18 protein-coding genes and 5 pseudogenes are annotated in these 23,674 nt (G+C 65.3%); 11 read left to right on the top strand and 12 right to left on the bottom strand.

The genetic code is table 11. The features are described from left to right. The first annotated feature begins 36 nt into the window (after positions 1-36). Positions 37-1,362: an LVIVD repeat-containing protein gene (locus FOM02_RS04610; protein ID WP_027560218.1), complete on the top strand. Its 1,326-nt coding sequence runs from the start codon at positions 37-39 to the stop codon at positions 1,360-1,362. Positions 1,363-1,431: 69 nt separating this feature from the next. Here the strand turns inward: FOM02_RS04610 and FOM02_RS04615 are convergent, their stop codons facing one another. Together FOM02_RS04615 and FOM02_RS04620 are read right to left on the bottom strand one after the other, a co-directional pair. Next, positions 1,432-2,259 (bottom strand): extracellular solute-binding protein, encoded by an 828-nt coding sequence (locus FOM02_RS04615; protein WP_265441463.1) that lies wholly within the window; start codon positions 2,257-2,259, stop codon positions 1,432-1,434. A gap of 43 nt (positions 2,260-2,302) precedes the next feature. Further along, positions 2,303-2,797 (bottom strand): twin-arginine translocation signal domain-containing protein, encoded by a 495-nt coding sequence (locus FOM02_RS04620; protein WP_265441464.1) that lies wholly within the window; start codon positions 2,795-2,797, stop codon positions 2,303-2,305. Between the two features lie 217 nt (positions 2,798-3,014). Between FOM02_RS04620 and FOM02_RS04630 the strand changes: the two genes are divergently transcribed. Both FOM02_RS04630 and FOM02_RS04635 read left to right on the top strand, forming a co-directional pair. After that, the gene (locus tag FOM02_RS04630; RefSeq protein ID WP_027560216.1) at positions 3,015-4,868 is read left to right on the top strand and encodes an ATP-binding protein; all 1,854 of its coding nucleotides are present in this window, start codon (positions 3,015-3,017) and stop codon (positions 4,866-4,868) included. Positions 4,869-5,161: 293 nt separating this feature from the next. Further along, entirely contained in the window at positions 5,162-6,961 is a 1,800-nt protein-coding gene (locus FOM02_RS04635; RefSeq protein ID WP_092213513.1) for a caspase family protein, read from the top strand. Between the two features lie 114 nt (positions 6,962-7,075). Here FOM02_RS04635 and FOM02_RS04640 read toward each other — a convergent pair. Then, a pseudogene (locus tag FOM02_RS04640) lies at positions 7,076-8,247 on the bottom strand (M20 aminoacylase family protein). 548 nt (positions 8,248-8,795) lie between these two features. Here FOM02_RS04640 and FOM02_RS04645 point away from each other — a divergent pair. Then, positions 8,796-9,383: a TetR family transcriptional regulator gene (locus FOM02_RS04645; protein WP_092213517.1), complete on the top strand. Its 588-nt coding sequence runs from the start codon at positions 8,796-8,798 to the stop codon at positions 9,381-9,383. A 15-nt stretch (positions 9,384-9,398) separates the two neighbouring features. Here FOM02_RS04645 and FOM02_RS04650 read toward each other — a convergent pair whose 3' ends face one another. The 3 genes and pseudogenes from FOM02_RS04650 to FOM02_RS04660 all read right to left on the bottom strand — a co-directional run bounded on the left by FOM02_RS04650 (position 9,399) and on the right by FOM02_RS04660 (position 11,842). Next, entirely contained in the window at positions 9,399-9,704 is a 306-nt protein-coding gene (locus tag FOM02_RS04650) for a hypothetical protein (protein ID WP_027560212.1), read from the bottom strand. Between the two features lie 110 nt (positions 9,705-9,814). Continuing rightward, positions 9,815-10,465 carry a response regulator transcription factor gene (locus FOM02_RS04655; RefSeq protein WP_092213519.1) on the bottom strand — a complete coding sequence of 217 codons (651 nt, stop codon included), beginning with the start codon at positions 10,463-10,465 and terminating at the stop codon, positions 9,815-9,817. Positions 10,466-10,472: 7 nt separating this feature from the next. Beyond that, a pseudogene (locus tag FOM02_RS04660) lies at positions 10,473-11,842 on the bottom strand (sensor histidine kinase). Between the two features lie 199 nt (positions 11,843-12,041). Between FOM02_RS04660 and FOM02_RS04665 the strand changes: the two are divergent. The 5 genes and pseudogenes from FOM02_RS04665 (at position 12,042) to FOM02_RS04685 (ending at position 16,386) form a co-directional block, all read left to right on the top strand. Beyond that, a pseudogene (locus FOM02_RS04665) lies at positions 12,042-12,825 on the top strand (MotA/TolQ/ExbB proton channel family protein). Continuing rightward, on the top strand, positions 12,822-13,493 hold the full coding sequence (locus FOM02_RS04670) for a hypothetical protein (RefSeq protein ID WP_265441465.1): 672 nt from the start codon (positions 12,822-12,824) through the stop codon (positions 13,491-13,493). Before FOM02_RS04665 ends, FOM02_RS04670 begins: the two are co-directional and overlap by 4 nt. Further along, on the top strand, positions 13,486-14,091 hold the full coding sequence (locus tag FOM02_RS04675; RefSeq protein ID WP_027560207.1) for a hypothetical protein: 606 nt from the start codon (positions 13,486-13,488) through the stop codon (positions 14,089-14,091). The genes FOM02_RS04670 and FOM02_RS04675 overlap by 8 nt, the downstream gene beginning before the upstream one ends. A gap of 116 nt (positions 14,092-14,207) precedes the next feature. Next, on the top strand, positions 14,208-14,948 hold the full coding sequence (locus FOM02_RS04680) for a metallophosphoesterase family protein (protein ID WP_027560206.1): 741 nt from the start codon (positions 14,208-14,210) through the stop codon (positions 14,946-14,948). 6 nt (positions 14,949-14,954) lie between these two features. Then, positions 14,955-16,386, top strand: a pseudogene (locus FOM02_RS04685) (serine/threonine protein kinase). A gap of 1 nt (position 16,387) precedes the next feature. Here the strand turns inward: FOM02_RS04685 and FOM02_RS04690 are convergent. From FOM02_RS04690 to rpe, 4 genes are all read right to left on the bottom strand, one after another. After that, positions 16,388-16,579, bottom strand: coding sequence for a hypothetical protein (locus FOM02_RS04690; protein WP_027560204.1), 192 nt, complete (start codon positions 16,577-16,579; stop codon positions 16,388-16,390). Between the two features lie 24 nt (positions 16,580-16,603). Beyond that, a complete protein-coding gene (locus FOM02_RS04695; protein ID WP_167336487.1) occupies positions 16,604-16,768 on the bottom strand; it encodes a hypothetical protein in 165 nt (54 codons plus the stop codon). A 5-nt stretch (positions 16,769-16,773) separates the two neighbouring features. Further along, complete coding sequence (locus FOM02_RS04700; RefSeq protein ID WP_167336488.1) at positions 16,774-16,917, bottom strand: hypothetical protein; 144 nt, start codon at positions 16,915-16,917, stop codon at positions 16,774-16,776. Between the two features lie 163 nt (positions 16,918-17,080). Then, a complete protein-coding gene (gene rpe / locus FOM02_RS04705) occupies positions 17,081-17,782 on the bottom strand; it encodes a ribulose-phosphate 3-epimerase (protein ID WP_027560203.1) in 702 nt (233 codons plus the stop codon). 253 nt (positions 17,783-18,035) lie between these two features. On the opposite strand from rpe, the gene FOM02_RS04710 reads away from it, so the two are divergent. After that, a complete protein-coding gene (locus FOM02_RS04710) occupies positions 18,036-18,845 on the top strand; it encodes an EF-hand domain-containing protein (RefSeq protein WP_027560202.1) in 810 nt (269 codons plus the stop codon). A gap of 177 nt (positions 18,846-19,022) precedes the next feature. On the opposite strand, the pseudogene FOM02_RS04715 reads toward FOM02_RS04710, so the two are convergent. After that, positions 19,023-20,044 (bottom strand): annotated as a pseudogene (locus FOM02_RS04715) (P1 family peptidase). A gap of 100 nt (positions 20,045-20,144) precedes the next feature. Here FOM02_RS04715 and FOM02_RS04720 point away from each other — a divergent pair. Then, positions 20,145-20,843: a hypothetical protein gene (locus FOM02_RS04720; protein ID WP_265441466.1), complete on the top strand. Its 699-nt coding sequence runs from the start codon at positions 20,145-20,147 to the stop codon at positions 20,841-20,843. Here the strand turns inward: FOM02_RS04720 and FOM02_RS04725 are convergent. After that, positions 20,821-23,646, bottom strand: coding sequence for a PAS domain S-box protein (locus FOM02_RS04725; RefSeq protein WP_092213525.1), 2,826 nt, complete (start codon positions 23,644-23,646; stop codon positions 20,821-20,823). The two genes, FOM02_RS04720 and FOM02_RS04725, sit on opposite strands and share 23 nt — an antisense overlap. Between the last annotated feature and the right edge of the window lie 28 nt (positions 23,647-23,674).

The raw sequence follows: 23,674 nt of genomic DNA on the forward strand, positions 1-23,674 counted from the left end.
AGCGCGCATCATCCCCAAAAAATTGGGGGGAAAACGATGCCTCAACTCTCGCGCCGCCGGCACCTTCAGCAATTGTCGGCCGTGGTCGGATCCGCCGTGCTGCCCACATGGTCGAGGCCGGCATGGGCTTCAGAGCCGGACATCCCGCCCGAGGGCATCGGCAAGGGCATCAAGCACATCTCCTACAGCGACATTGGCGGGCGGCCCGATAGCGTGCAGGTGATGTTCAACCGCCAGCACGTCTATGTCGGGCACATGTTCAGCGACGGTGTGACCATCCTGGATGCGTCCGATCCGCGTGCGCTCAAGCCGGTCAATTTCTTCACCGCCGGACAATACACCCGCACCCACCATCTCCAGGTGGCGGAAGACATGTTGCTGCTTGCGAACGGCGCCAACATCGTCGCGATGCAGTCCTATGACAACATGCGCGGCTATTTCGAGAACACGCTGGCCGACAGCATCACCAAGGCCAAGAAATTCCGCTCCGGCCTCTCGATCCACGACATCTCGAAGCCGGGCGAGATGCGCGAGATCGCGTTCCTGGAAATGCCGGGCTTCGGCATCAACCGGCTGTGGTGGCCGGGCGGCCGCTATGCCTATGTGTCGGCGCATTTCGACGGCTTCACCGACCACATCCTGTGCATCGTCGATCTCAAGACCATCACGAAGCCGGAGATCATCGCAAAATGGTGGCTGCCGGGCATGAACCGCGCGGCCGGCGAGCCGGCGACGCCGAAGGGCAAGCGCTTTGCGCTGCATCACATGATCACGGCAGGCGATCGCGGCTATGCTGCCTGGCGCGATGGCGGCTTCACCATCCATGACATCAGCGATCCCGCGGGTCCCAAATTGCTGTCGCACATCAACTGGTCGCCGCCCTTTGCCGGCGGCACGCATACGCCACTGCCGCTGCCGAAGCGTCAGCTCGCGGTCGTCGCGGACGAAGCCAATGCGGACCAGTGTGCCAAGGGCTTGTTCCACACCTTCGTGCTCGACGTGCGCGCGCCCCAAAATCCGGTGCCGATCGCGACCCTGCCGACGCCGCGCGACCGCGACTTCTGCAGCAACGGCACCTTCGGCCCGCATAATCTGCACGAGAACCGCCCGGGCTCGTTCCAGAGCGAGGAGACGATCTTCGCGACCTACAACAATGCCGGCGTCAGGGTGTTCGACATCAAGGACGCTTTCGCGCCGAAGGAGATCGCCTACTGGGTGCCGCCGACGCCGAAGAAGCTGGTCGATCCGCGCCCGAACGTCGCGCTCGCAGCCAAGACCTGTGATGCCTATGTCCGGCCCGACGGGCTGATGTTCGTCTCCGACTGGAACGCCGGCATGCACGTGCTGCAATATCAGGGATGAACACCGCACAAGGTGGGTTGGCGGCTTTTCTGCCGTGGCCAGCTCTTCCGATTGGACAACGCCTCGCCGCTACCCTCGGATCGCCGCATTGGCCCTTTCGGCTGCGCCCGTCATCGCATCCTTCGCCGATTTCTCACCGTTGACCACTTCATTGACGCCGATCATGAAGGCGTCGAGGATCGGTCTCGATTGCGGATGGAAAAGAATAGCCTTGGCACGATCGACGTCGGCATTCTGCAAGTTGGTCAGCGCGGCCTCGGCGGCTTGCGAGCCGAACGCCTTCTTGAAGCCGTCGCTCGACCATGCCGACACGCGTGTCGTCGCCAGCCCCGCTGCAGCAGTCTGCAGCGAGGTTGCCTTGCTCGTCGCCCAGATCAGGAACAGGAAAGCCGCCCGTTTGTTTCGTGATTTGGAATTGATGCAGGCCTGCCAGTGCGACATGAAGGGCACGGGTGTGCGACCAGGGACACGCGGAAAGACCGCAAACTGGGCCTGCTTCGTGACGCGACTCCTGGCTGGATTGGAGATGTCGGTCGCGAAATTGCTGCTGTCGATCGCGAGTGCAGCCCGCCCCTGCAGGAAGTCGTCCAGCACGTGGTACCATTCGTAGCTGCCGACGCCGACAGGTCCGGCCTGGCTGAGCAGCTGTCCGTACATCTCGACGGCCGCGATCGCCTCGGAGCTTGCGAAAACGGCCTTGTTGTCCTTGACCATGGCGCCGCCGTAAGAGAATACGAAGCCCATCGCCGGCGGGGAAGAATTGCCGCCGGCTTGGGCTCGCATAGCGATCCCCGACATCTCGCTGGACTTGACCGCCTTGGCAGTCACAAGCAGCTCTTCGAACGTCTGTGGAACCGGCAGATTCTTGGCTGCCAGCGCGTCCCCGTTGATGAACATGGTCATCGCTTCGGAGGTGATCGGGAAGGCGTACCGTTCGCCGTCAGACCACAGCGGGAAGCCGGGCCGTCTTGAGCAGGTCGTTCTCGTCGTACCATCCGAGATCGGTCAGCGATCTGTTGGAATAATAGCCGTTCAGCGGCTCGAGCCATCCTCCTGAGATGCCCTGGCCATAGGTCGTGAACATGAAGACGTCGGGCGTTGTGCTGCCGCGGGCGAGCCTGATCGGTAAGGCGCCGAGATATGTGGTTTCGAGTTGGAAATCGATGGTGACGCTGATGCCGGTGAGTCTGGTGAACTCCGGCAGCAGCGGCGTGATCGCATTCGACCAGGGATGGATCGCGCCCGCCAGGGTGATCGTCTGTCCCGCAAACTGCTTCCAATCGATGTTCGCGTCGGCGTACGTCGCAGCGCGATCCTCGGCAAAGCTCCACCGCGGCAGCGCGGCCAGGGCCGGCAAGACTGCGCCCGCGGCCCCCAGTCCCTTGACGAAGTTGCGACGGCTGGTCGGCGTTCGACCGCTCTGTGCGTACGTCATGCTCTCCTCGCGAAGGGCAATCATTCGCAACACGCGAGCTAGCCTTACCGGTGATGTTGCGGCCCTCGCGCGACGACTGATGGGCTCCCAAACCGGTGTAACCTTGGGGTCGAGAATGTCGGGTTCGCGACCCACCTAACCATGCTATTATTCTATCATGCTCTGGCGTCGACACCAGAAGACGCGCGGTCACACGGACACCGAAGACCCAAGGCCAATGTCAGTCCGTGCTCGGGTCCCGTCTTTGCGATGGCTTGCTCGTCCGCTGATCGTGGCGGTCGTGGCGCTGTTGACGCTGTTTGCCGCGACCGCGTTTCTCGGCCTGCAATATCGGCAGGAGCGGCAGGCGGCCCATGACCTGCTCGGGCATAGCCGCCAGGTGCTCGAAACGCTCGATCGGTTGCGCGCGCTCACCGCCGAGCTGGAGACCGAACGGCGCGGGTATCTAATGACCCTCGACCCCACCTACCTCAAGGCCTACGGCATCTCCGACGAAGGTGTGCGGCGCGAGGCGCAGGCGCTGCAGGTGCTGGTTGCGGACGATCCGTTGCAGAGTCTGCGCGCTCAACATCTGGCGCTGACCGTTTCGGCCAAGCTGCGCGAGATCGACGAGATGGTGAGGACCGCCGGCACGTCCGGGCAGGCGGCGCTGGCGATGATCCGCAGCATGGATGAGATCCGCTCGCAGATCGACCAGATGGTGGATCACGAGCGCTTTCGGCTCGCCGACCGGGAGACGCACGCCGAAGCATTCGAGCAGCGCTGGACCTGGCTGATCGCGGGCGCCGTCGTCCTCGTCGTCGCGCTGGCCGGAGCGGCGTTGGCGCTCGCGCGGCTCGAAGCGAAGCGGCGCAGACAGGCGACCGAGGAGAACATTCAACTCCAAAGCGATCTTGCAGCGCGGGATATCAAGATCCGACGCCTGTTCGACGCCAACATCATCGGCATCATCATCTGGGAAGTCGAAGGGCGCATTCTCGAGGCCAATGATGCATTCCTGCGCATCGTGGGATACGACCGGGATGATCTCACCTCTGGGCGCCTGCATCGGTTCGACCTCACGCCGCCGGAATGGCGCAACCGCGACGTACAAACCGTGGCGGAATTGAAGCGGGTCGGGACGGCCCACCCATTCGAGAAGGAGTATGTGCGGAAGGACGGAAGCCGTGTGCCTGTGCTGATCGGCGGGACGATGTTTGCAGAAGGCGGGGATCAAGGGGTCGGCTTTGTCCTCGATCTGACGGCTCTCAAGCGGGCGGAGGCCGAAGGCCGCGAGCACGAGCGGCGCTACCGTGAAGTCCTGATGGAGCTAGCGCACACCAGTCGCGTCACCACGATGGGGCAACTCACCGCTTCGATAGCCCATGAAGTCAACCAGCCGATTGGCGCGATCGTGGCGAACGCCGAGGCCGGGTTGAATTGGCTGCAGGCTCAACCGCCAAATCTGGAGCGGGTTCGACAGACGTTCGACCGCATCGCCGGCGACGGCATGCGCGCCGGCGACATCATCGGCCGGATCCGGGCGATGATCAGGAACGCGCCCCCGCAAAAGGAGAATATGGAGATCAACCAGGCGGTACTTGAGGTCATCGCGCTGACACGCAGCGAGGCGTTCAAGCACGAAGTCTCGGTGCGAACGCAGCTTGCCGAAGGCTTGCCGCCTATTCAGGCAGATCGGGTTCAACTTCAGCAAGTGTTGCTCAACCTGATTGTCAACGCGATCGAGGCGATGGCTGCAGTCGGCGAGGGAGGACGCGAGTTGCTGATCAGCACCGAAAGGGATGCATCGAACGGCGTTCACGTCGCGTTGCGGGATTCTGGTCCGGGACTGGATCCGAAGAATGTCGAGTCCCTGTTCGATGCCTTCTACACCACCAAGCCAACGGGCATGGGGATGGGCCTCGCCATCTGCCGCTCGATCATCGAGGCGCATGGCGGGCGGATGTGGGCCGGCGCAAACGAGCCTCGGGGCGCCATCTTTCAGTTCACCCTGCCTCTCGCGTCAGACGAAACCACATCGCGCCTGTTGGAGGCGGACGAGCCAACGGGCCTGCGCTCTGTGGCCCGCTGACGGGGGCCGCGTAACGTATTTTCTTTTGCGGTTACCCGGCCACGCTGCACGCGCCCTTTGGTGATCCGGCCCTGGTGCAACCGCAGGAGATGAGGCGGCATCAGAGCTCGGCCGGCCGGACTGGAGAGAGCGACGCTTCGCCGCACGATCGGCAAGCCGTCCGAACACCTTGTGTGATGACTGTCACATAGGGAAGAATTGGCATTCGGCCATACTCCGAATAGTCTCATGGAATTGCATCCGGGGGGACGCAAGTGATTCCGGTTCGGCTATTTGCTTTTGTGATTTTTGCGATGAGCCTTGCCTGCGGACCGGCGCATGCCGACCGGCGGGTCGCGCTCATCATCGGCAATTCCGCCTACAAGAGCGCGCCCAAGCTCGGCAATCCCGTGAACGATGCCACGCTGGTCGGCGGCATGTTCAAGAAGGCCGGCTTCGATTCCGTCGACGTCAGGCTGGATCTCAGCGCCAGCGAGATGCGGCGCATGTTGCGCGAGTTTGCCGGCAGGACGCGCGATGCGGACATGGCGGTGATCTATTACGCCGGTCACGGCATCGAGCTCGACGGCAACAACTATCTCATTCCGATCGACGCCACGCTGGAGACCGACGGCGACGTTCTCGACGAGACCATTCCGGTCGAGCGTGCGCTGTTCGCAGTCGAGCCGGCCAAGCAGCTGCGCTTGATCATCCTGGACGCCTGCCGCGACAACCCATTCGCGAAGACGATGAAGCGCACGCTGGCTTCGCGCGCGATCGGACGCGGCCTCGCCAAGGTCGAGCCGACCAGCCCGAACACCATGATTGCCTTCGCCGCCAAGGCGGGATCGACCGCGTCGGACGGCGATGCCAGAAACAGCCCGTTCGCAGCTGCGCTGGTCGAGCACCTGCCGAAACCCGGACTCGATCTGCGCAAGGCCTTCGGCTTCGTGCGCGACGACGTGCTCAAGGCGACCAGCTACAAGCAGGAGCCCTATGTCTACGGCTCGCTCGGCGGCGACGACGTGCCCCTCGTCGTGAAACCAGCGGCAACCGGTCCACAGGCCAACCCGCAGGAGGCCATTCGCCGGGACTATGAGCTCGCGCTCCAACTTGCCACGCGCGACGGCTGGGAAGCGTTTCTGGCGGCCTACCCGGATGGGTTCTACGCCAACCTCGCCAAGGGCCAGTTGAACAAGATCGGCGCCGAAGAAACGCGCGTGACGGCGGAGCAAAAGGCCAGGGCGGCCGAGCAGGAAAAGACAAGGCTCATTGCCGAGCGCGCCCAGAAGGCGGAGCAGGAGAAGGCGGCCGCCGCGGCCAAGGCGGCCGAGGACGCCCGGATCGCGGCTGAAAGGAAGAAGGAGATCGAACAGGCGAAGGCTGAAGCGGCCGAACGTGAGCGCAAGGCGGCGGAGGCGGCGGCTGCGAAAGCGCTGGCCGAGAAGCAGGCGGCGGAGAAGGCCAGGGCCGAGCTTGCCGCAAAGCAGGCGGCCGAGAAAGCGGAGCAGGCTGCAAAGCCGGCAGCCGACCGGCAGATGCCCGAGGTCGAGCAAAAAGTCGCGGCGCTGGCGCCCGGATCGACATCGCCATTGCCCGCGGCCGACCTTGCGAAATCCGTGCAGAGCGAGTTGCGCCGTGTCGGCTGCCTCACCTCGGCTGCGGAAGGCGAGTGGACCTCGGCCGCGCAACGTTCGCTGACGCTGTTCAACAAATATGCCGGCACCCAGTTCGACGTGAAGCTTGCCAGCGTCGACGCACTCGATGCGCTGAAGGCGAAGCCGGGGCGGGTCTGCCCGCTGGTGTGCAATTTCGGCTTCAAGGCCGACGGCGATCAATGCGTGAAGATCACCTGCCGCGCCGGCTATCACGTCGGTGACGACAACGAGTGCGAGAAGGCTCCCGAGAGAAAGCCCGCTGCCACGCGCGAGGATTCGCGGAGGCGTGACACCGATCGAAAACAAACGGAGGCCGCGCCATCAGCGCCGCAGGCGTCGGGGCAGGTGATCTGCAACAGCGCCGGTTGCAGGCCGATCGCCAAGGGGTGCCGGCTCGGAACAGCCAATCATCCCTCCAATCCCGCGGCTAAAATACCAGCCGAAATATGCAACTGAAGACGAAGCTTGCAGGGTGGGCAAAGGCGCAAAGCGCCGTGCCCACCTTTTCCAGTCGAGATCGTTGTGGTGGGCACGCTTCGCTTTGCCCACCCTACGAGATCGAGGCTGACGCTAACCCGCCGGCATCCGCGTCTCGACCAGGCGGGCCCAGAACGATGCGCCGTGGCCCAGAATGTTGTCGTTGAAGACATAGGCCGGGTGGTGGCACTCGTTGCCGTCGCCCATGCCGACCAGCACCATCGCGCCGGGGCGCGCTTCCAGCATGAACGAGAAGTCCTCTGCGCCCATCATGGGGACGAACCTGTCGTTGACGCGCTCGGCGCCGACGATGTCGCGGGCGACGTCGGCGGCGAGCCGGCCTCGCGCGGATGGTTCATCGTCACCGGATACATCCGCATGTATTTCGTCTCCGCCGAGCCGCCATAGGCGCGCGCGACGCTGTCGGCGACCTCGCTGATGCGGCGCTCGACGAGATCGCGCACCTCGGGGTCGAGCGTGCGCACGGTGCCCTTCAGCTCGGCGGTCTCAGGGATGATGTTGGTCGCGGTGCCGGCATTGAACATGGTGATCGAGATCACCGCCGATTTGAGCGGATCGATGTTGCGCGCGACGATCGATTGCAGCGCGCCGACGATCTGCGCGCCGATCAGCACGCTGTCGACCGCCTTGTGCGGACCCGCACCGGCGTGGCCGCCCTTGCCGTGAACCGTGATCTGGATGTTGTCGGAGGAGGCGAGCATCGCGCCCGCCGTCGTGGCGAAATGGCCTTCGGGCAGGCCGGGCATGTTGTGCATGCCGTAGACCTCCTCGATGTTCCAGCGCGTCATCAGCCCGTCCTCGACCATGGCCTTGCCGCCGCCGCCGCCTTCCTCGGCCGGCTGGAAGATCAGAACCGCGGTGCCGTCGAAATTGCGCGTCTCGGTGAGATATTTGGCGGCGCCGAGCAGCATCGCGGTGTGGCCGTCATGGCCGCAGGCGTGCATCTTGCCGGGGACTTTCGATGCGTAAGGCACGCCCGACGTCTCCATGATCGGCAGCGCGTCCATGTCGGCGCGAAGGCCAATGGTCTTGCCGGAGGCGGATTTGCGGCCGCGGATCACGCCGACGACGCCAGTGCGGCCGACGCCCGTCACCACCTCGTCGCAGCCGAACTCGCGCAGCTTGTCCGCGACGATGCCGGCGGTGCGGTGGACTTCGTAGAGCAGCTCGGGGTTCTCGTGGAAGTCATGGCGCCAGGCGGCCATGTCGTCGGTGAGGGCGGCAACGCGGTTGACGATGGGCATGGGAGGGGTCCGTTTCTGTGGTCTTGGCGCCCGGATGAGCGAAGCGGCTTTCTACGCCCGGATTTGGCGGAGGGGGAGGGCGAAACGGATGGCGGGACGAGGTTTGCCGGGGATGCGTGGGCCGGCGGGCCGACCTGCCAGTCCCGGCCATGGCCACGGCGCCGGCAAAAATTAACTGTCAATCACGGATCATTGACTGACAGATATTGAAATCTGTCAGCGAGACGTGTATATCCGTTCTCGGACGCTCCGATTGGGCGTCCCGTGGTTATCCCGTCCCGGGGGCCCGAGGTCCAAAATACCGGATCGAGGGGCGTAATTTGGGGGTGGGGACCGCGGACGAATGGAGACTTAAGAAAATGACGACCGAAATCCTCAATTTCACTGGCACGATTGGGCATTGGCTCAATTTGCTGGTGGCGCGCCAGATCGCGGCGCAGGCTGCAAAACTGCCTCATTAAGGCGAGAGCTTTCCGAAACGACCGGCACGGGCGCTTCGGAAGCAGCCCTATCGCCGGACGAACCCTGAACGGGAACAAGGTGCTGGCATGAATGAAGCCGTTGTCTTGACGCCGGAGCGGATCCTCGAAGTCACCGAGGATGTCTTGCGGCGCTACGGACTTGCCAAGGCCACCGTGGTCGACGTTGCTCGTGCGCTCGATGTGAGCCACGGCAGCGTCTATCGCCATTTCCCGAGCAAGGCCTCGCTGCGCGAGGCCGTTGCCAAACGCTGGCTCGATCGCATCGACGCGCCGCTGCTGGCGATCGCCAGGGAGCAGGGCCCTGCGCCCGATAGGCTCGACCGCTGGCTGCGCACGCTGTTCGCCGCCAAGCGTTCGCGCGTGCTCGACGACCCCGAGATGTTCGAGACCTACCTGACGCTGGCGCGCGAGGCCTGCGCGGCCGTCAAGTGCCACAAGGACACCATGATCGACCAGATCGCGGCGATCCTGTCCGACGGCGTCAAGCGGGGCGAGTTTGCCGTGGACGACGTCAAGACGACGGCACGCGCGCTGTTCGATGCGACCTGCCGCTTCCACCATCCGGCCCATGCCGACGAGTGGAAGGACGCCGAACTGCCTGCGCGCGTCGATGCGACGCTCGCGCTGCTGCTCCGCGGGTTGAAGGCCTGCTAGATTGCGACTCCTGACTTACCCTCTTGCCTTGTGAAGAAGCGCGCTCTCCGGAATGGTGGGCGAGGCAGTCGCGTGCCTGCGCGGGTGCATCCCGCCGTTGGCCGCCGGTACGACCGGCGGGCTCTCCGGATATACATTGACCGCGATCTCGACGGCATCCTTTGATCGCTTCCGAAGGCGGTAGAATGTCAGCTCCTGCTCGAGCATGGGGCAGCGAAAGTGGACGACGGCCGTATCGGGCAGGCGGCAAAGTTCGTCGATGAGCTCGCCTACAGTGATGATCGGGGGATGGTCGATTGCCTTGTGATGAGCCTTCCGCATGGCGATTTACTCCTCCACTCCACTACTAACAGGAGCTGGATGCCCTGCGTTCCATCCCGCTCGGCAGATTCCAGATCTTCAAGCGAGCGGGGAAAGCGGCAGCCCCGCTGCTAGATTTTCGTCAGCCCGCAACTTGCCGCCAGCCGCACGAGCTGCGCATCCGTGCGCGCGCCGGTCTTGGTCTTGATCAAATAGTGATAGTTCTGGACCGTCTTCACACTGAGATTGAGATGCGCCGCGATCTGCTCGGTGGTGGCGCCGCCGGCGAATTGACGCAGGATCTCGATCTCGCGCTCCCCTAACTGATCGAGCACCGAGCCTGACGACAGGCTGTCTTCGGCGAGGATGTGCGCGATGTCGTCGCTCATGGCGCGCTCGCCGCGGGCGACGCTGCGAATTGCGGTGACGACCGCCGACGGCTCGCTGCTCTTGGTGACGAAGCCGCTCGCGCCGGCGGCAAAGGCGGCTTTGACCAGCACGGCCTCGTTATGCATGGTGAAGACGAGGATGCGCGCGCGCGGATTGCGGGCGCGGATGTTGCGGATGGCTTCGAGGCCGCTCGCGCCGGGCATCGAGATGTCGAGCACGATGACGTCGGGGTCGTGCGCCTTGAAGGCGCCGTAGGCATCTGCGGCGTTGTCGGCCTCCGCCACGACATGCAGGTCCCCCTGGCTCTCCAGCACCCGCCGGTAGCCTTGCCGCACGATCGGATGATCGTCGACCAGCAGCACGGAGATTCCTGTTGCCGCGACTTCGCTCATGCCGGCCTCATGCGGCGAGCGGGATCGTCGCGCGACGCTGAGGCCGCCGCGCGCAGGCAGGATCGACAGCGATCCGCCGGCCGCCGTGACGCGCTCACGGATGCCGGTGAGGCCGAAGCCGGCCGACTGCGCGACGCGCTCCGCATCGCCGCCGCCATCGTCCTCGACCCGGATCAGCAGTGCGTCGTCCTCGCCGGCGCGGCGCTCGACACGCAAGGAGATCTCGCGCGCCGAGCTATGACGCAGCGCGTTGGTCAGGCATTCCTGGGCGACGCGATAGGCGGTGGTGGCGGCCGGGCCGCTGATGTCGGTGAGATCGCCTTTGACATCGAGCTGGATCGTCGGCCGCGCCGCGCTCTGCGAGCGCCAGCTGTCGACGAGATTGACGAGGCTTGCTTCCAGCCCAAGCTCCTCGGGCAGGGGATTGCGCAGCCGCTTCAAGGCATCGCGCAATGATGCCATCAGATGATGGGTGGCCTGCGAGATCATGCGCGCGTCCTGCGCGATGTTGTTGTCCTTGCTGTCCTTTGCGCTGGCCGTTTCGATGGTGTTGGCGAAGGCGAGGATCGCGGACAGGTTCTGCCCGAACTCGTCATGCAGCTCGCGGGCAAGCGCCCGGCGCTCGTCGTCGCGGATCTCGATCAGGCGCCGCGTCAGCGCCGCGCGCTGTTCGGTGGCCTCCTCCAGCCGGCCGCCGAGCTCGCCGACGGCGCTGCCGATCATCGCCAGCTCCATCGAGCGGAAGCGCGGCAGCCTGGTGCGATATTGGCCGCGTGCCATGCGCTGGAGCGCGGTGACGATTGCACGCGCCGGCGCCAGCGCATGCGCGATCGCAAGCGAGGCCAGGATCGCGATCGCCGCCGCCATCAGCAGCGCGACGTCGATCACGTTGAGGATGTACTCCCAGGCCAGCGAGATCGCCGCCGCAGCGTCGGGCGTCGCGACGACCGTGCCGGCCGATGCGGCGCGGGGGCTGACCGGCCGCACCACCTCGGCATGGCTGCCGAGGAAGGTCGGCACGATCGAGGCGAACCAGCGCGGCGGCGTCTTACCGATGCCCTGACTCTGGCCGCAGAGCGGCTTTTCGAATGCGATGGCCGGCTGGAACTCGACGCAGACGCCGGGCGAGATCAACTTCATCGTCTCCAGCGTGCGCCACTCCGGAACCGGCAGAAGCTGCTCGCGCGTTCTGCTGCTACGCAACAAGAACTCGTGCCAGTACAGTGCCTGCAGCGCCTGCGCGACCCGCTGGGCGGATGCCGCAGTCGCCCGGTCGACGCTGCGATAGGCATCGAACGTGGCCCACACGGTCGCCGCTCCCAGGCACAGCACCACGATGAGAAGCAGACGGGCGACAAGCTGAAGCACGAGGCGCATGCGATCATCCCCGACGTTTGGTAAGCTCAGCCTAACAATGCCGCCGCGCCTTGCCAATTGCAGGGTTTGGACCGGATCGTAGCTCGGGCAAATTTCCCAATCCTGATTGGGCATGGCTCTTTGGACCGGGCGCGGCGGCTTTGATCTAATCGGGATGGAATCTTTGCAGCCCGTCGTTGCGGGCGAGGAGCGGTGCAGCATGAGTTCGATGACGATTGGACCGATTGCAGGGTCTGCTGCCGACCCGTCCGAGCGCAGCGCGCTGCTGTTCTGGATGATCTTCACCGGGCTTTCGGTCTTCGCGGTCGTGCTGCTGTGGCGGTTCGGCCTGATCCACCTGATGCTGACCTCGGACCGCACCTACATTTCCAGCGTCATCGCGGTGCTCTATGTCCTGACCTGCGGCCATTGCTTCCTGCGCACACGGGCGATCGCGCGGGAGGGCGCGGCGGCCCGGCGCTGCCGGGCGCGCTCGCAGCGCCTGACGGCAGCAAGGTGCTCGATGCGCGCGCGGCGCGCTGCCGCGCGGGCTGGTGCGCGATCACATCGAAAGCCTCGTCACAAAGGCCGCGGCACAGGACTACCGTCCGGTCGACCAGACGCTCTTGCTGCGGACGCTCGCCGACCGGCTGCGCGGCTCCAACGGGTTCGGCGCCTTCGTCTCGGACACGCTGATGAAGCTCGGCCTGCTCGGCACCATCATCGGCTTCATCATCATGCTGGCGCCGATCGCGGGATTGGATGCCGCCGACAAGGTCGCGATGCGCTCCTCCATGGGGCTGATGAGCGACGGCATGGCGGTCGCGATGTACACGACGCTTGCCGGCCTGGTCGGCTCGATCCTGGTCCGCATCCAGTACTACATGCTGGATGCCGCGACCCAGCGGGTGTTCTCGGACGCGGTTGTGCTGACCGAGACCTATGTGACGCCGGTGCTCGAGCGCCAAGGCGCTGGAATCAGAGGCGCTGGAACCTCGTCATGATGGATGACTTTGGTCTCTATCCGCGCGAGGAGCCGTTCGATCCGCTCGGCGTGATGCTGTTCAAGGCGCTCCAGGTGATCGCGTTCCTGTTCTTTCTGGCGCTGCTCGCGATCTCGCCCGATGCCAAGGACGGCAAGATCGACTCCAAGGCTGAGTTCATGATCACGCTGGACTGGCCGGACAACCACCCCGACGATCTCGACCTGTTCGTGCAGGATCCCGCCGGCAACATCGCCTGGTATCGCCACCGCGAGGCCGGCTTCCTCACGCTCGACCGCGACGACCGCGGCGGCGCCAACGACTTCATCATGGTCGCCGGCAAGAAGATCGCTTCGCCCATCCGCGAGGAGATCGTCACCGTGCGCGGCATCCTCGCCGGCGAATATACGGTGAATGTCTCGCATTTCGTCGCCACGACCGGCGAGCCGGTCACCGCGAATGTGAAGGTGCAAAAACTTAACCCGACCGCGCAGGTGATCTTCGACAACAAGTTCACGCTCGACCACACCGGCGACGAGAAGACCGCGGTGCGGTTCCGGCTCGACGCCGAGGGCAAGGTCGTCAATGTGGACCAGCGGCCGAAATCGCTGCTGGAAACGTTCCGCAGCAGCTGGCGCAACGGCGCCGATGTCGATCCGAAGACCCGGGTGAGGGTACGCCGTGAGTGATTTGCAGACGGTGATCCTGACCCTGTCGATCGCCTACGCCGTCATCGGCGCGCTGCTGCTGGTCGTGCTGGTCTATGCGCGGCTGCACTGGTCGTTCAAGGCGGTCGCGGTGGTCGTGACCAGCGCGTTCTATGTCGTCAGCTTCACCGAGATGCGCGGGCTGCTCGGCTGGGCCAGCACAGACCGGCTGCCCGCCACTTTCAAGCTGCTGAAGGCGCGCATTGTCGAGCCGCATTCGCTGGAGGGCGATCCCGGCTCGATCTATCTCTGGGTCGAGCAGCTCGATGAGGACAATCGCCCGAGCGGCATCCCGCGCGCCTTTCGCGTGCCCTACAATGACCGGCTCGCCGACAAGACCCACGCGGCGGAGAACGAGATCGCGGCCGGGCATCCGCAGGGCGGCCGCGCCGCCGATTTCGGCGGCGGCGATGGCAGCCTGATCGACATGGTTCGGGAATATGTGACGCCCAAGACCATCATGGAGACCAGCGGCGGCGATTCCTCGACCGGCGAGTTCAATGCCCCGCCGGCCGGCGCGCAAGGCGCCGTGTTCACCCCGATTCCGCCGCCCCGGATGCCGCCGAAAGACGAGCAATAGGTCCTTCACCATCGCGTCACGGCCGCCCTGGAAAACCGCACCCAGCTGGCGCATCCTGTTGACCTCCCTCAATTTGGCCTTATCGGCTACCAATAAGGTTTGAGGCTGGAGGGTGCGTGCTTCTCGCTGTCTTCTCGGATATCCACGGCAACAGGCAGGCGTTCGAGGCCTGCCTGAAGGCGGCCCGTGCGCGGGGCGCGGAGCGGTTCGTGCTGCTCGGCGATTTCGTCGGCTATGGCGCCGATCCGGAATGGGTCGTGGAAACCGCGATGGCGCTGGTCGCGGAGGGCGCCATCGCCGTCCGCGGCAATCATGACGAGGCCGTCAACACCAAGACCGAGACCATGAATGCCGAGGCGCAGATCGCGATCGAATGGACACGCGGCCGCCTCGACGTGGTGCAGCGGCGGTTCCTGGCCGGGCTGCCGATGGCGGTCGACGAGAAGGAGCGCCTTTACGTCCACTCGGAAGCCTCCAGCCCGCAGCGCTGGCACTATGTCCGCTCGACGGCGGATGCGGCCAAGAGCCTGATCGCGACGCCCGCCCATGTCACGTTCTGCGGCCACATCCACCGTCCGGCGCTCTATTCGATGTCGGTAACGGCGAAGATGACGAGCCTCGTGCCCAAGACCGATGTCCCCGTGCCGCTGCTGCGCGGACGGCAATGGCTCGCCGTGATCGGCTCGGTTGGCCAGCCCCGCGACGGCGATCCCTCCGCGGCCTTCGTGCTGTTCGACACGGTCTCCTGCGTGATCACCTATTGCCGCGCGCCTTACGACATCGAGGCGGCCGCGAGCCGGATCCGCGACAACGGCCTGCCGCACTGGCTGGCCGACCGGCTGTCGCAGGGGCGCTAGCGGCCGATGCCCCAACCCCTGGTCAAGTCAGGCGCCGTCATCGACGGCTACACCATCGGCGAATGCGTCCATGCCGGCGGGATGGCGACGCTGTGGACGGTCACCCATCCCGATATCGACGTGCCGCTGCTGATGAAGATCCCGCGGGTGTCGGAGGGCGAGGACCCCGCCGCGATCGTCTCCTTCGAGATGGAGATGATGATCCTGCCGCGGCTCGCGGGCCCGCACGTGCCCTCGTGCTTCGGCACCGGCGATTTCGCGCATCAGGCCTATGTCGTGATCGAGCGCATCGCCGGCACCACGCTCTACAAGCGGTTGCCCGATTTGCCGCTGCCCTACGATGAGGCGCGGCAGCTCGTCGCCAAGGTCGCGACCGCACTCGCCGACCTGCACCGGCAGAACGTGATCCATCACGACATCAAGCCGAGCAGCATCATGTTCCGCGAGAGCGGCGAGGCGGTGCTGATCGACTACGGCCTGTCGCACCATGACCATCTGCCTGACCTGTTGCAGGAGGAGTTCCGCCTGCCTTACGGCACTGCGCCCTATATGGCGCCGGAGCGGCTGTTGGGTGTGCGCGACGATCCGCGCAGTGATCTGTTCTCGCTCGGCGTGCTGCTCTATTTCTTCACCACGGGCGAGCGTCCGTTCGGCGAGGGCGAGACGCTGCGCGCGATGCGGCGCAGGCTGTGGCGCGATCCGCATCCGCGCGGCACTGCGCGCCGACTATCCGCCCTGGCTCCAGGAGGTGGTGCTGCGGTGTCTGGAGATCGAGCCGGTGTGGCGCTATCCGACCGCGTCCCAGCTCGCCTTCGATCTCGCTCATCCGGACCAGGTCAAGCTCACCGCGCGCTCGGAGCGGTTGAAGCGCGATCCGCTCAGCGTCGCCTGGCGGCGCCGCTTCAATCAGGGCGTGATGCGGCCGCGCGCCAAATCCGACGTCGCGGAACAGATCGCATCGAGCCCGATCCTTGCGGTCGCGCTCGATACCGCCGAAGGCGCCCCCGAGCTGAACGAGGCGCTGCGCATTACCACAGAGCGCATTCTGGCCACGTTACCTTCGGCGCGACTTGCCTGCGTCAATGTCCTCAAGCTCAACCGCATCGCCATCGACAAGACGCTGGACGAGCAGGGCTCCAACAAGCACATCGACCGCCTGGTTGCGCTCCGGCATTGGGCCACGCCGCTGAAGCTCGACGAGAGCCGACTGTCGGTTCACGTGCTGGAGGCGGTCGATCCTGCTACCGCGCTGCTGGAATTCGCCGAGGTGAACTCGGTCGACCATCTCATCATCGGGGCGCGGCAGAATTCGTTCAGGCGTACCTGGCTCGGCAGCGTCTCGGCCAAGGTGGCTGCGGAGGCGACCTGCACGGTGACCGTGGTGCGGCCGCCGCGGATGGCCGCGGCGAAACCAGAGGCCGGCGTGGTGTGGGGCTAGATCACGCCGCGTGAGCGGTGTGGGCGGCGCGCTTGCGGCGGATCGGCCACGAGAAATGCGGGCCCGGTTCGCCGTGATCTGCGCTGCCGCCAAAATACTGGATGATCTCGCGGCAGGGCTCGCAATTGAACAGGTTACGCGACGCGGACGCCTTGGTCATTTCCTTCAGGCAGTTCGGGCAGTGCGGCTTCATGGTGGCGTTCCGGAAGAGGAAGTCTCAGTGGCGGCGTTGGTCCAGATCCGGATTGTCGAGCCCGGCATCGTCATCCAGCGTGGCATCGGTGCGTTCGAGGCGGCCGAAGAAATAGTCGAGGCCCGGATGCGGGCGACGTGGGATCCGGCACCTGCGCTTCGGCTGGCGTTTCACGAGTGCGATCTGCATGGCGCTCAGCCCCGGCGACGATGAAGGTGGATGATGCGGGCGGAAGCCGCGACCTTCACCGGTCGCGTCACGTAGATGCAGCGAGCCGCAATCGCAGCATTGAACCCGAGCCACAACGCCACGCCAGTCCAAACCAGGGTCGTCGTCATGATGTGCTCCCGTCAAAAGCAGACAGAAGTCACTTGCGGTGATTTGCGCGAATCAGGGAAGTCCGGAGGAGTACGGAATTTGGTTGTAATTTGACGAATTGCCCGCTGCACTGCGGCAAGAGCCGCAACGTTTGCACTGTCGCGTCAAGCTTTTGAGTGCAGCTCAGATCGCTTCGCCGCGGGCCCCGAGCGCGGCGTTGCGGATCGCGGCGATGTTGGTCTTGTAGGCGTCCTGCGTGCCGCCCTTGAACACGGAGGTGCCGGCGACAAAGGCGTTGGCACCGGCTGCTGCCAGCGCGCCCGCAACGTCCGGGCCGACGCCGCCATCGACCTCGATGTCGATCGGACGGCCCGCCGTCATCGCGCGGATGTCGCGGATCTTGCCGATCGCGGAGGGGATGAAGGCCTGACCGCCGAAGCCGGGATTGACCGACATCACCAGCACGAGGTCGACGAGGTCGAGGACGTATTCGAGCACCCCGATCGGCGTGCCCGGATTCAGCGAGACGCCGGCCTTCTTGCCGAGCGCGCGGATCGCCTGGAGCGAACGGTGCAGATGGGGACCGGCCTCCGCATGCACGGTGATGTGGTCGCAGCCGGCCTTCGCAAAGGCCTCGAGATAGGGATCGCAGGGCGAGATCATCAGATGAGCGTCGAACACCTTCTTGGTGTGCGGGCGCATCGCCTTGATGACGTCGGGGCCGTAGGAGATGTTGGGAACGAAGTGCCCGTCCATCACGTCGAGATGGATCCAGTCGGCGCCGGCAGCGTCCACCGCGCGCACCTCTTCGCCGAGCCTGGAGAAATCCGAAGCCAGGATCGAGGGCGCGATGGCCAGGGGGCGGGGGGCGAAAGCTTGGGTCATGGCGCGGTTTCCGTGGCGGCCGTAGGAAGATCAGGCCCCGCCTAACATGGGCATCTCGGCCGGGCAATGCAGGGGAGGCGTGCTTCCTGTGGGCGGAAATTTCTGCCTCGACCGGCATGAATTGCCGGTGTTCCCGCCCCCCGCCAGGCGCGGCGAGGGCGGATTTCATTGAGCTTTTCGCGCTGGCACGACGCTTGCTGACTTCACGTCCAGAACATTGGCCGCGGCATGCCGCATCGGTTGGAGTTGTGCAATGTTGTTCGCCCTTGGTGCCGTATCGAGCGCGCTCGACGCGATCCAATCGCTGACGAACTCGAAATCGTCCTCCTCGACGCAGAAGACCGGATCTTCGCAAGGCGCAGCGACCAATCCGTTCGCAATCGACAGCGGCAACAGCACGAGCAGCGGCGCGACCTCGTCGGTCAATGCGGGCAATTGCGCGCAGATCTCGCCGGAGACGATGAGCGCGCTGATCGCGGCGCAGAGCCAGTCGTCGGACACGACCGGCAGCGCGACCAGCTCGACCTCGTCGAGCTCGACCTCCTCGACGTCGACGAGCCGGGACGCGGCGCTGAAGGACCTGTTCTCGCAGATCGATGCGGACGGCGATGGCAACATCACCCAGTCGGAATTCGAGAACGCGCTCGGAGCCGGCGGCACCAATCTGGCGCAGGCCGACGACGTCTTCTCGAAGATGGATACGAATTCCGACGGCAGCGTCAGCCTGGACGAGATGTCGAAGGCGCTCAAGAGCAGCCATCACGGCCACCATGCGCATGGGGCGAGTGGCTCAGGCGATGCCTCCGGCAGCGGCTCGGATTCCTCGTCCTCGTCGAGCGGCGGATCGACCTCGACCACGACGACCAATGCCGACGGCTCGACCACTACCACCGTCACCTATGCCGACGGCTTCAAGATGTCGACCACGGTGCCGGGCGCCTCCAGCTCGTCCAATGCGAACGGCGGCGGCAACTCGCCCTATGACTGGTTCGGACAGATGATGCAGCGCCAGGCGCAGTCGGCGGCGGGGTCCGCAGCTTCGTCAATGTCGATGAGCGTGTGAGCTTCTTACCACGTCCCGCTTGCGGGGAGAGGTCGGAATTCAAGCGGAGCTTGAATTCCGGGTGAGGGGGATTCTCCACGGGTTCAACTCTCACCTTCCTCGCGGAGAGTCCCCCTCACCCCAACCCTCTCCCCGCAAGCGGGGCGAGGGAGCGCACCGACGTCGCGGCCACGGCGGTTAGCCGAACCGATCCTTCCACGCCGGCTGCGCGCCCGGGAACGGCAGTGCGGTCGCGCTGTAGACGCCACGGGCGATCGCGCGCGCGCGCCACGGGCGATTCGCGCGCGCGACCACGTTGGTCGGCGACCATGTCCGAGCTCGGTGAGCCGACGAGCGGCTCGACCGGCTTCTCGCAGGTCGCGGCTGCGAACAGCACGTCGCCGTCGTTCGGCGCATGCACCGGATAGATCGCGCGGGCAAAACCGGTGTGCGCGATCATGGCAAGGCGCTTGGCCTGGGGTTTGGTCAGCGTGGCGTCGGTGACGACGACCCCGATCGTGGTGTTCTCGCGCTCGGCTGCGGCGGGGCCGCCCTTGATGCGCATCCGGAGCATGTCCTCCGTGAACTTGTTTGGTAGGCCGCGTCCGCCGAACTCGCCCGTCACCTCGAACGGCGCCGCCCAGAACCATGGGCCGTCGCCGACGGTGACGCTGCCGACCGCATTGACGGCGATGATGGCCGCCACCCTGGCGCCGCTGCTCGTGACGGCGGACGCCGAGCCGAGCCCGCCCTTGAGGGTCGCCGTCGTGCGCCAAACCGGCGCCAACGCTGCCGAGCGCAAAATCGGATGCGGCGGCCGAAGCTGCCGCGGCGTAGCCAAGGTCGCGATAGGGCGCAAAGCGCCCCCAGGCCTTGTCGCCGCCATTGAGCAGATCGAACAGGATTGCGCCCGGCACAATCGGGATCAGCGCCTCGCGGACGCGGAAACCGCGGCCCTGCTCGGCGAGCCAGGCCTGGACGCCCCCGCCGGTCTCCAGTCCGAAGGCCGAGCCGCCCGACAGCGCGATTGCATCGACGCGCTCGACCGTGTTGGCGAGGTCGAGCAGGGCATCCTCGCGGGTGCCGGGGCCGCCGCCGCGCACGTCGATCGCCGCAACGGCCGGCTGGTCGAACACGACCGCCGTCACGCCCGAGGCGATTTTCGCATCTTCGGCATGGCCGACGCGGACGCCGGCGATGTCGGTCAGAAGGTTGTTCACGATGGCGATTCCCTCACGTTCGATTTTGCGATGCGAAGGGCGGCATTATCCGCCGGCGGACGAACCCGTCAATCGCGGTGGCGCGGCGAACGCGCGCGGCTTGACGGTGCAGCCGCGCTCGAACAATCTAGGGATGTCGCGAGATGACTGCGCCAACCGTCCATCGAATGGGAGATTGGAGATGCTGAGCTGTCTGGCCGATGCGCTCCGCTACGTCTTGCCCGCGGTCAGTTTCATCGCCCTCATCGTCGGGGGTATCGCCTACGTCACGAACCAGCCTTATCGCGACGAGATCGACCATGCTCTCAAACCCGATCTGAAAGCTCCGGAGCGAATGCTGCCGAGGGGCTACAATGCGGATCAGGTCCGGCAGGTGAAACAGCGCCTCCACGGCGAGCTCGTCGACGATCGGCGGACGCTGCTCGATGTCTATGTCAGCCCGGTCCTGTACTGGAACGACATCGTATTCGCGGTGGCGATAGCTGTGTTCTCTGCCTCGCTGTGGCTGTGGGTCCTGCTTCAGTTCGAGCCCACCGGCATTGCGCGCCTGCTCGTCATCATCTTCGCCGCCAGCAGCGTGCTTTACGGCATCGCCGATGTCACGGAGGATGTCATGCTCGCCCGGCTCTTCACGGCAAATAGGATCACCACCGGCGAGGTGCGTATCGCGAGCGTACTGACGCAGATCAAGATGGTGAGCATCACCGCTTCAGTCGCCGGTGTGATGGTCTTCTTCGTGCTGAGCCTGTTGACGCCGCACAAGACGTTCGCGCCGGTCAACTCACCAGCGCCGTCCTGAGCATCTTGGCGAGCTCGGACTTGCGGTAGGGCTTGGCCAGCAGCAGCACGCCGGAATCGAGCCGGCCGTGGTGGACGATGGCGTTCTCGGTATAGCCCGAGGTGAACAGCGTCTTCAGGTCGGGTCGCCGCCGCGCCGCCTCGTCGGCGAGCTGCCGCCCGTTCATGTTGCCGGGCATGATGACGTCGGTGAACAGCAGGTCGATGTTGTCGTCGGCGTCGATGATGGTGAGGGCTTCGGCCGCATTGCCGGCTTCGAGCGCGGTATAGCCGAGGCTCTTGATCTGGGTCACGACATACTGCCGCACCAAGGCGTCGTCCTCGACGATCAGGATCTTCTCGTCGCCGCCGGCGATGGGCACGTTCTGCAGCGCCTCGTACTCGGTCTCCTGCACGCCGCTCGATCGCGGCAGGTAGATCTTCACGCTGGTGCCGTGGCCTTCCTCGCTGTAGATCTTGATGTGGCCGCCGGACTGCTTGACGAAGCCGAACACCATGCTGAGCCCGAGGCCCGTGCCCTTGCCGACCTCCTTGGTGGTGAAGAACGGATCGAACACGCGGTCGATCAGTTCAGCCGGAATTCCGCTGCCGGTGTCGCTGACCGCGATCATCACGTAATTGCCGGCGGCGACGTCGGGATTCATGCTGGCATAGCCGTCGTCGAGGAAGACGTTGCGGGTCTCCAGCACCAGGGTGCCGCCGTCGGGCATGGCGTCGCGCGCGTTCAACGCGAGATTGAGGATCGCGGTGGAGAGCTGGCCCGGATCGACCAGCGTCGGCCAGGCATCCTCGGTCAGCTGCGGCATGATCGTGATCTGCTCGCCCAGTGTCGGATGCAGCAGCTTGGCCGCCTCGAGCGCCAGCGCGTTGACGTCGATCTCGCGCGGCTGGAGCGGCTGTTTGCGGGCGAAGGCGAGCAGATGCTTGGTCAGTTGCGCGCCGCGCTCGGCGGCATCGTCGATCAGCTTGGTGATGGCGGCAAGCTCGGGTCGGTCGGCGACGGCGTCGGCCAGGATTCCGATCGTGCCGGTGATGACCGTCAGCACGTTGTTGAAGTCGTGGGCGACGCCGCCGGTCAATTGGCCGATGGAGTCCATCTTCTGGACCTGCCTGAGCTGGGCCTCGGCGGCCTGCTTTTCGGTGAGGTCGCGGCCGATGAAGAAATGGCGTTTCACCGGCTCGGACCAGGTGCCCATCCAGTTCAGCGTCACCTCGTGGCCGTCATAGTGATAGTAGCGCGCCTCGAAGCTGCGCTTGACTGCGCCGCGCCGGGCCGCCCGCATCTCGTTCCGGGTGTTCTCGAGGTCATCGGGGTGGATGAACTCGACGGCGCTGTGCCCGACCATGTCCTCCGGGCTGAAGCCCAGGATGGCCTTCACGCTGGGGCTGACCTGGATGAAATTGCCAAAACCGTCGGTGACCAGGATGAGGTCCTGGGAGGTCTCGAAGATGCGCTGGCGCTCCTCGATCTCGCGGTTGAGCGCTGTCTCGGTCCGCTTCCGCTCGGTGATGTCGCGGGCCACCTTGGAGGCGCCGATGATCTTGCCGTCGGTCGATCGCAGCGGGACCTGGCTCAGCACCACGTCGATCGGCTGGCCGCTCTTGTGCAGCCGCACCGTCTCCTGCTGGTCGATGACCTCGCCGTTGCGCGTGCGGGCCAGGTTCTCGGCGACGTCGTCGCGCTGATCCTCCGGCATAATGATGTCGATGGGACGGCCGATCGCCTCGTTGGCGGAGTAGCCGAAGACGCGCTCGGCCGCGTTGTTCCAGGTCGTGATAGTGCCGTCGAGCGACTTGGTGATGATGGCGTCGTTGGAGGATGCGACGACGGCGGTGAACAACCGCTCGCGCTCGACATGATAATTGCGCTCCTCATCCGATTGGCGCTTCAATGCGTCGACCATGCCCGCGGTCTGCGCCTGGAGACGGACATTCTCAACCAGCAGCACGGCCAGAACGAAGGTCGCCGAGCAGAGGCCGTAGAGGCGGCCGGCGTAGAAGCCGAGATCGAAGCGGGCGACGTTGACGATCGCCGAGAGCGCGATGTCGAACAGCCAGGCGCACATGACCACCATGAGCCAGACGTCGATCACCGAATGCGGCCTGCGGAACCAGAGCGAGACGAGCGCAGCGAAGCTCAAGGACCACACGAAGGACACGACGCCGATCATGGTCGGCGTGTAGCGGCCATCGCGCAGCAGGACCGGCAACAGATCGTGCTGAGTGGTGACGATCCAGGCGAACACGCCCATCGCGGCGATGACGCCGAAGACGGAGGCGTAGATCGCTGCACTCATCGTGCCCTGGATCCTGGGGCCGCCGTCCTTTTCCTTCAGCCAGGCATAGCCCAGCACGAACAGCGGGAAGCCGCCGTGCCAGATCATGTAGAGCCAGACCGTGGTCTGGCTGCCTGCGCCGAAAAGCCCGGCCGGGGCGAACAGGCCCGGGAAGGTGAGGGCATGGACCAGCGCGGCTGCGGCGGTGAACAGGTAGCCGGTCGCGAGCCATTGCAGCGCGCGGGTCCGCAAGACCGCAAACTGCGACAGCAGCAGCACGGCCGTGACGATATCGCTGACGGCGAGGGCGGATTGGTAACTCGCCACGAAAGCCGGGACCGGCAGCAGCGGGATACCCGCGAAAGGAACAGCCAGCGCGAACAGGACCGAGGACACGCCGACGATCCACAATGCTGCGCTGCGGTCAGTCGAGGTGGCCGGCAGGGTCGAAAGGAATGTGCTTCGGTCTATCGTTGCGGGCACGTCCACCTCTCGCCGACCGGTCTTCGCCATCTTCGCCGACTTCATCCGGAGTCCCGCAGCCTTGCTCCATGGT

The organism is Bradyrhizobium sp. SEMIA (genome assembly GCF_014844175.1).
GTDB lineage: Bacteria > Pseudomonadota > Alphaproteobacteria > Rhizobiales > Xanthobacteraceae > Bradyrhizobium > Bradyrhizobium arachidis.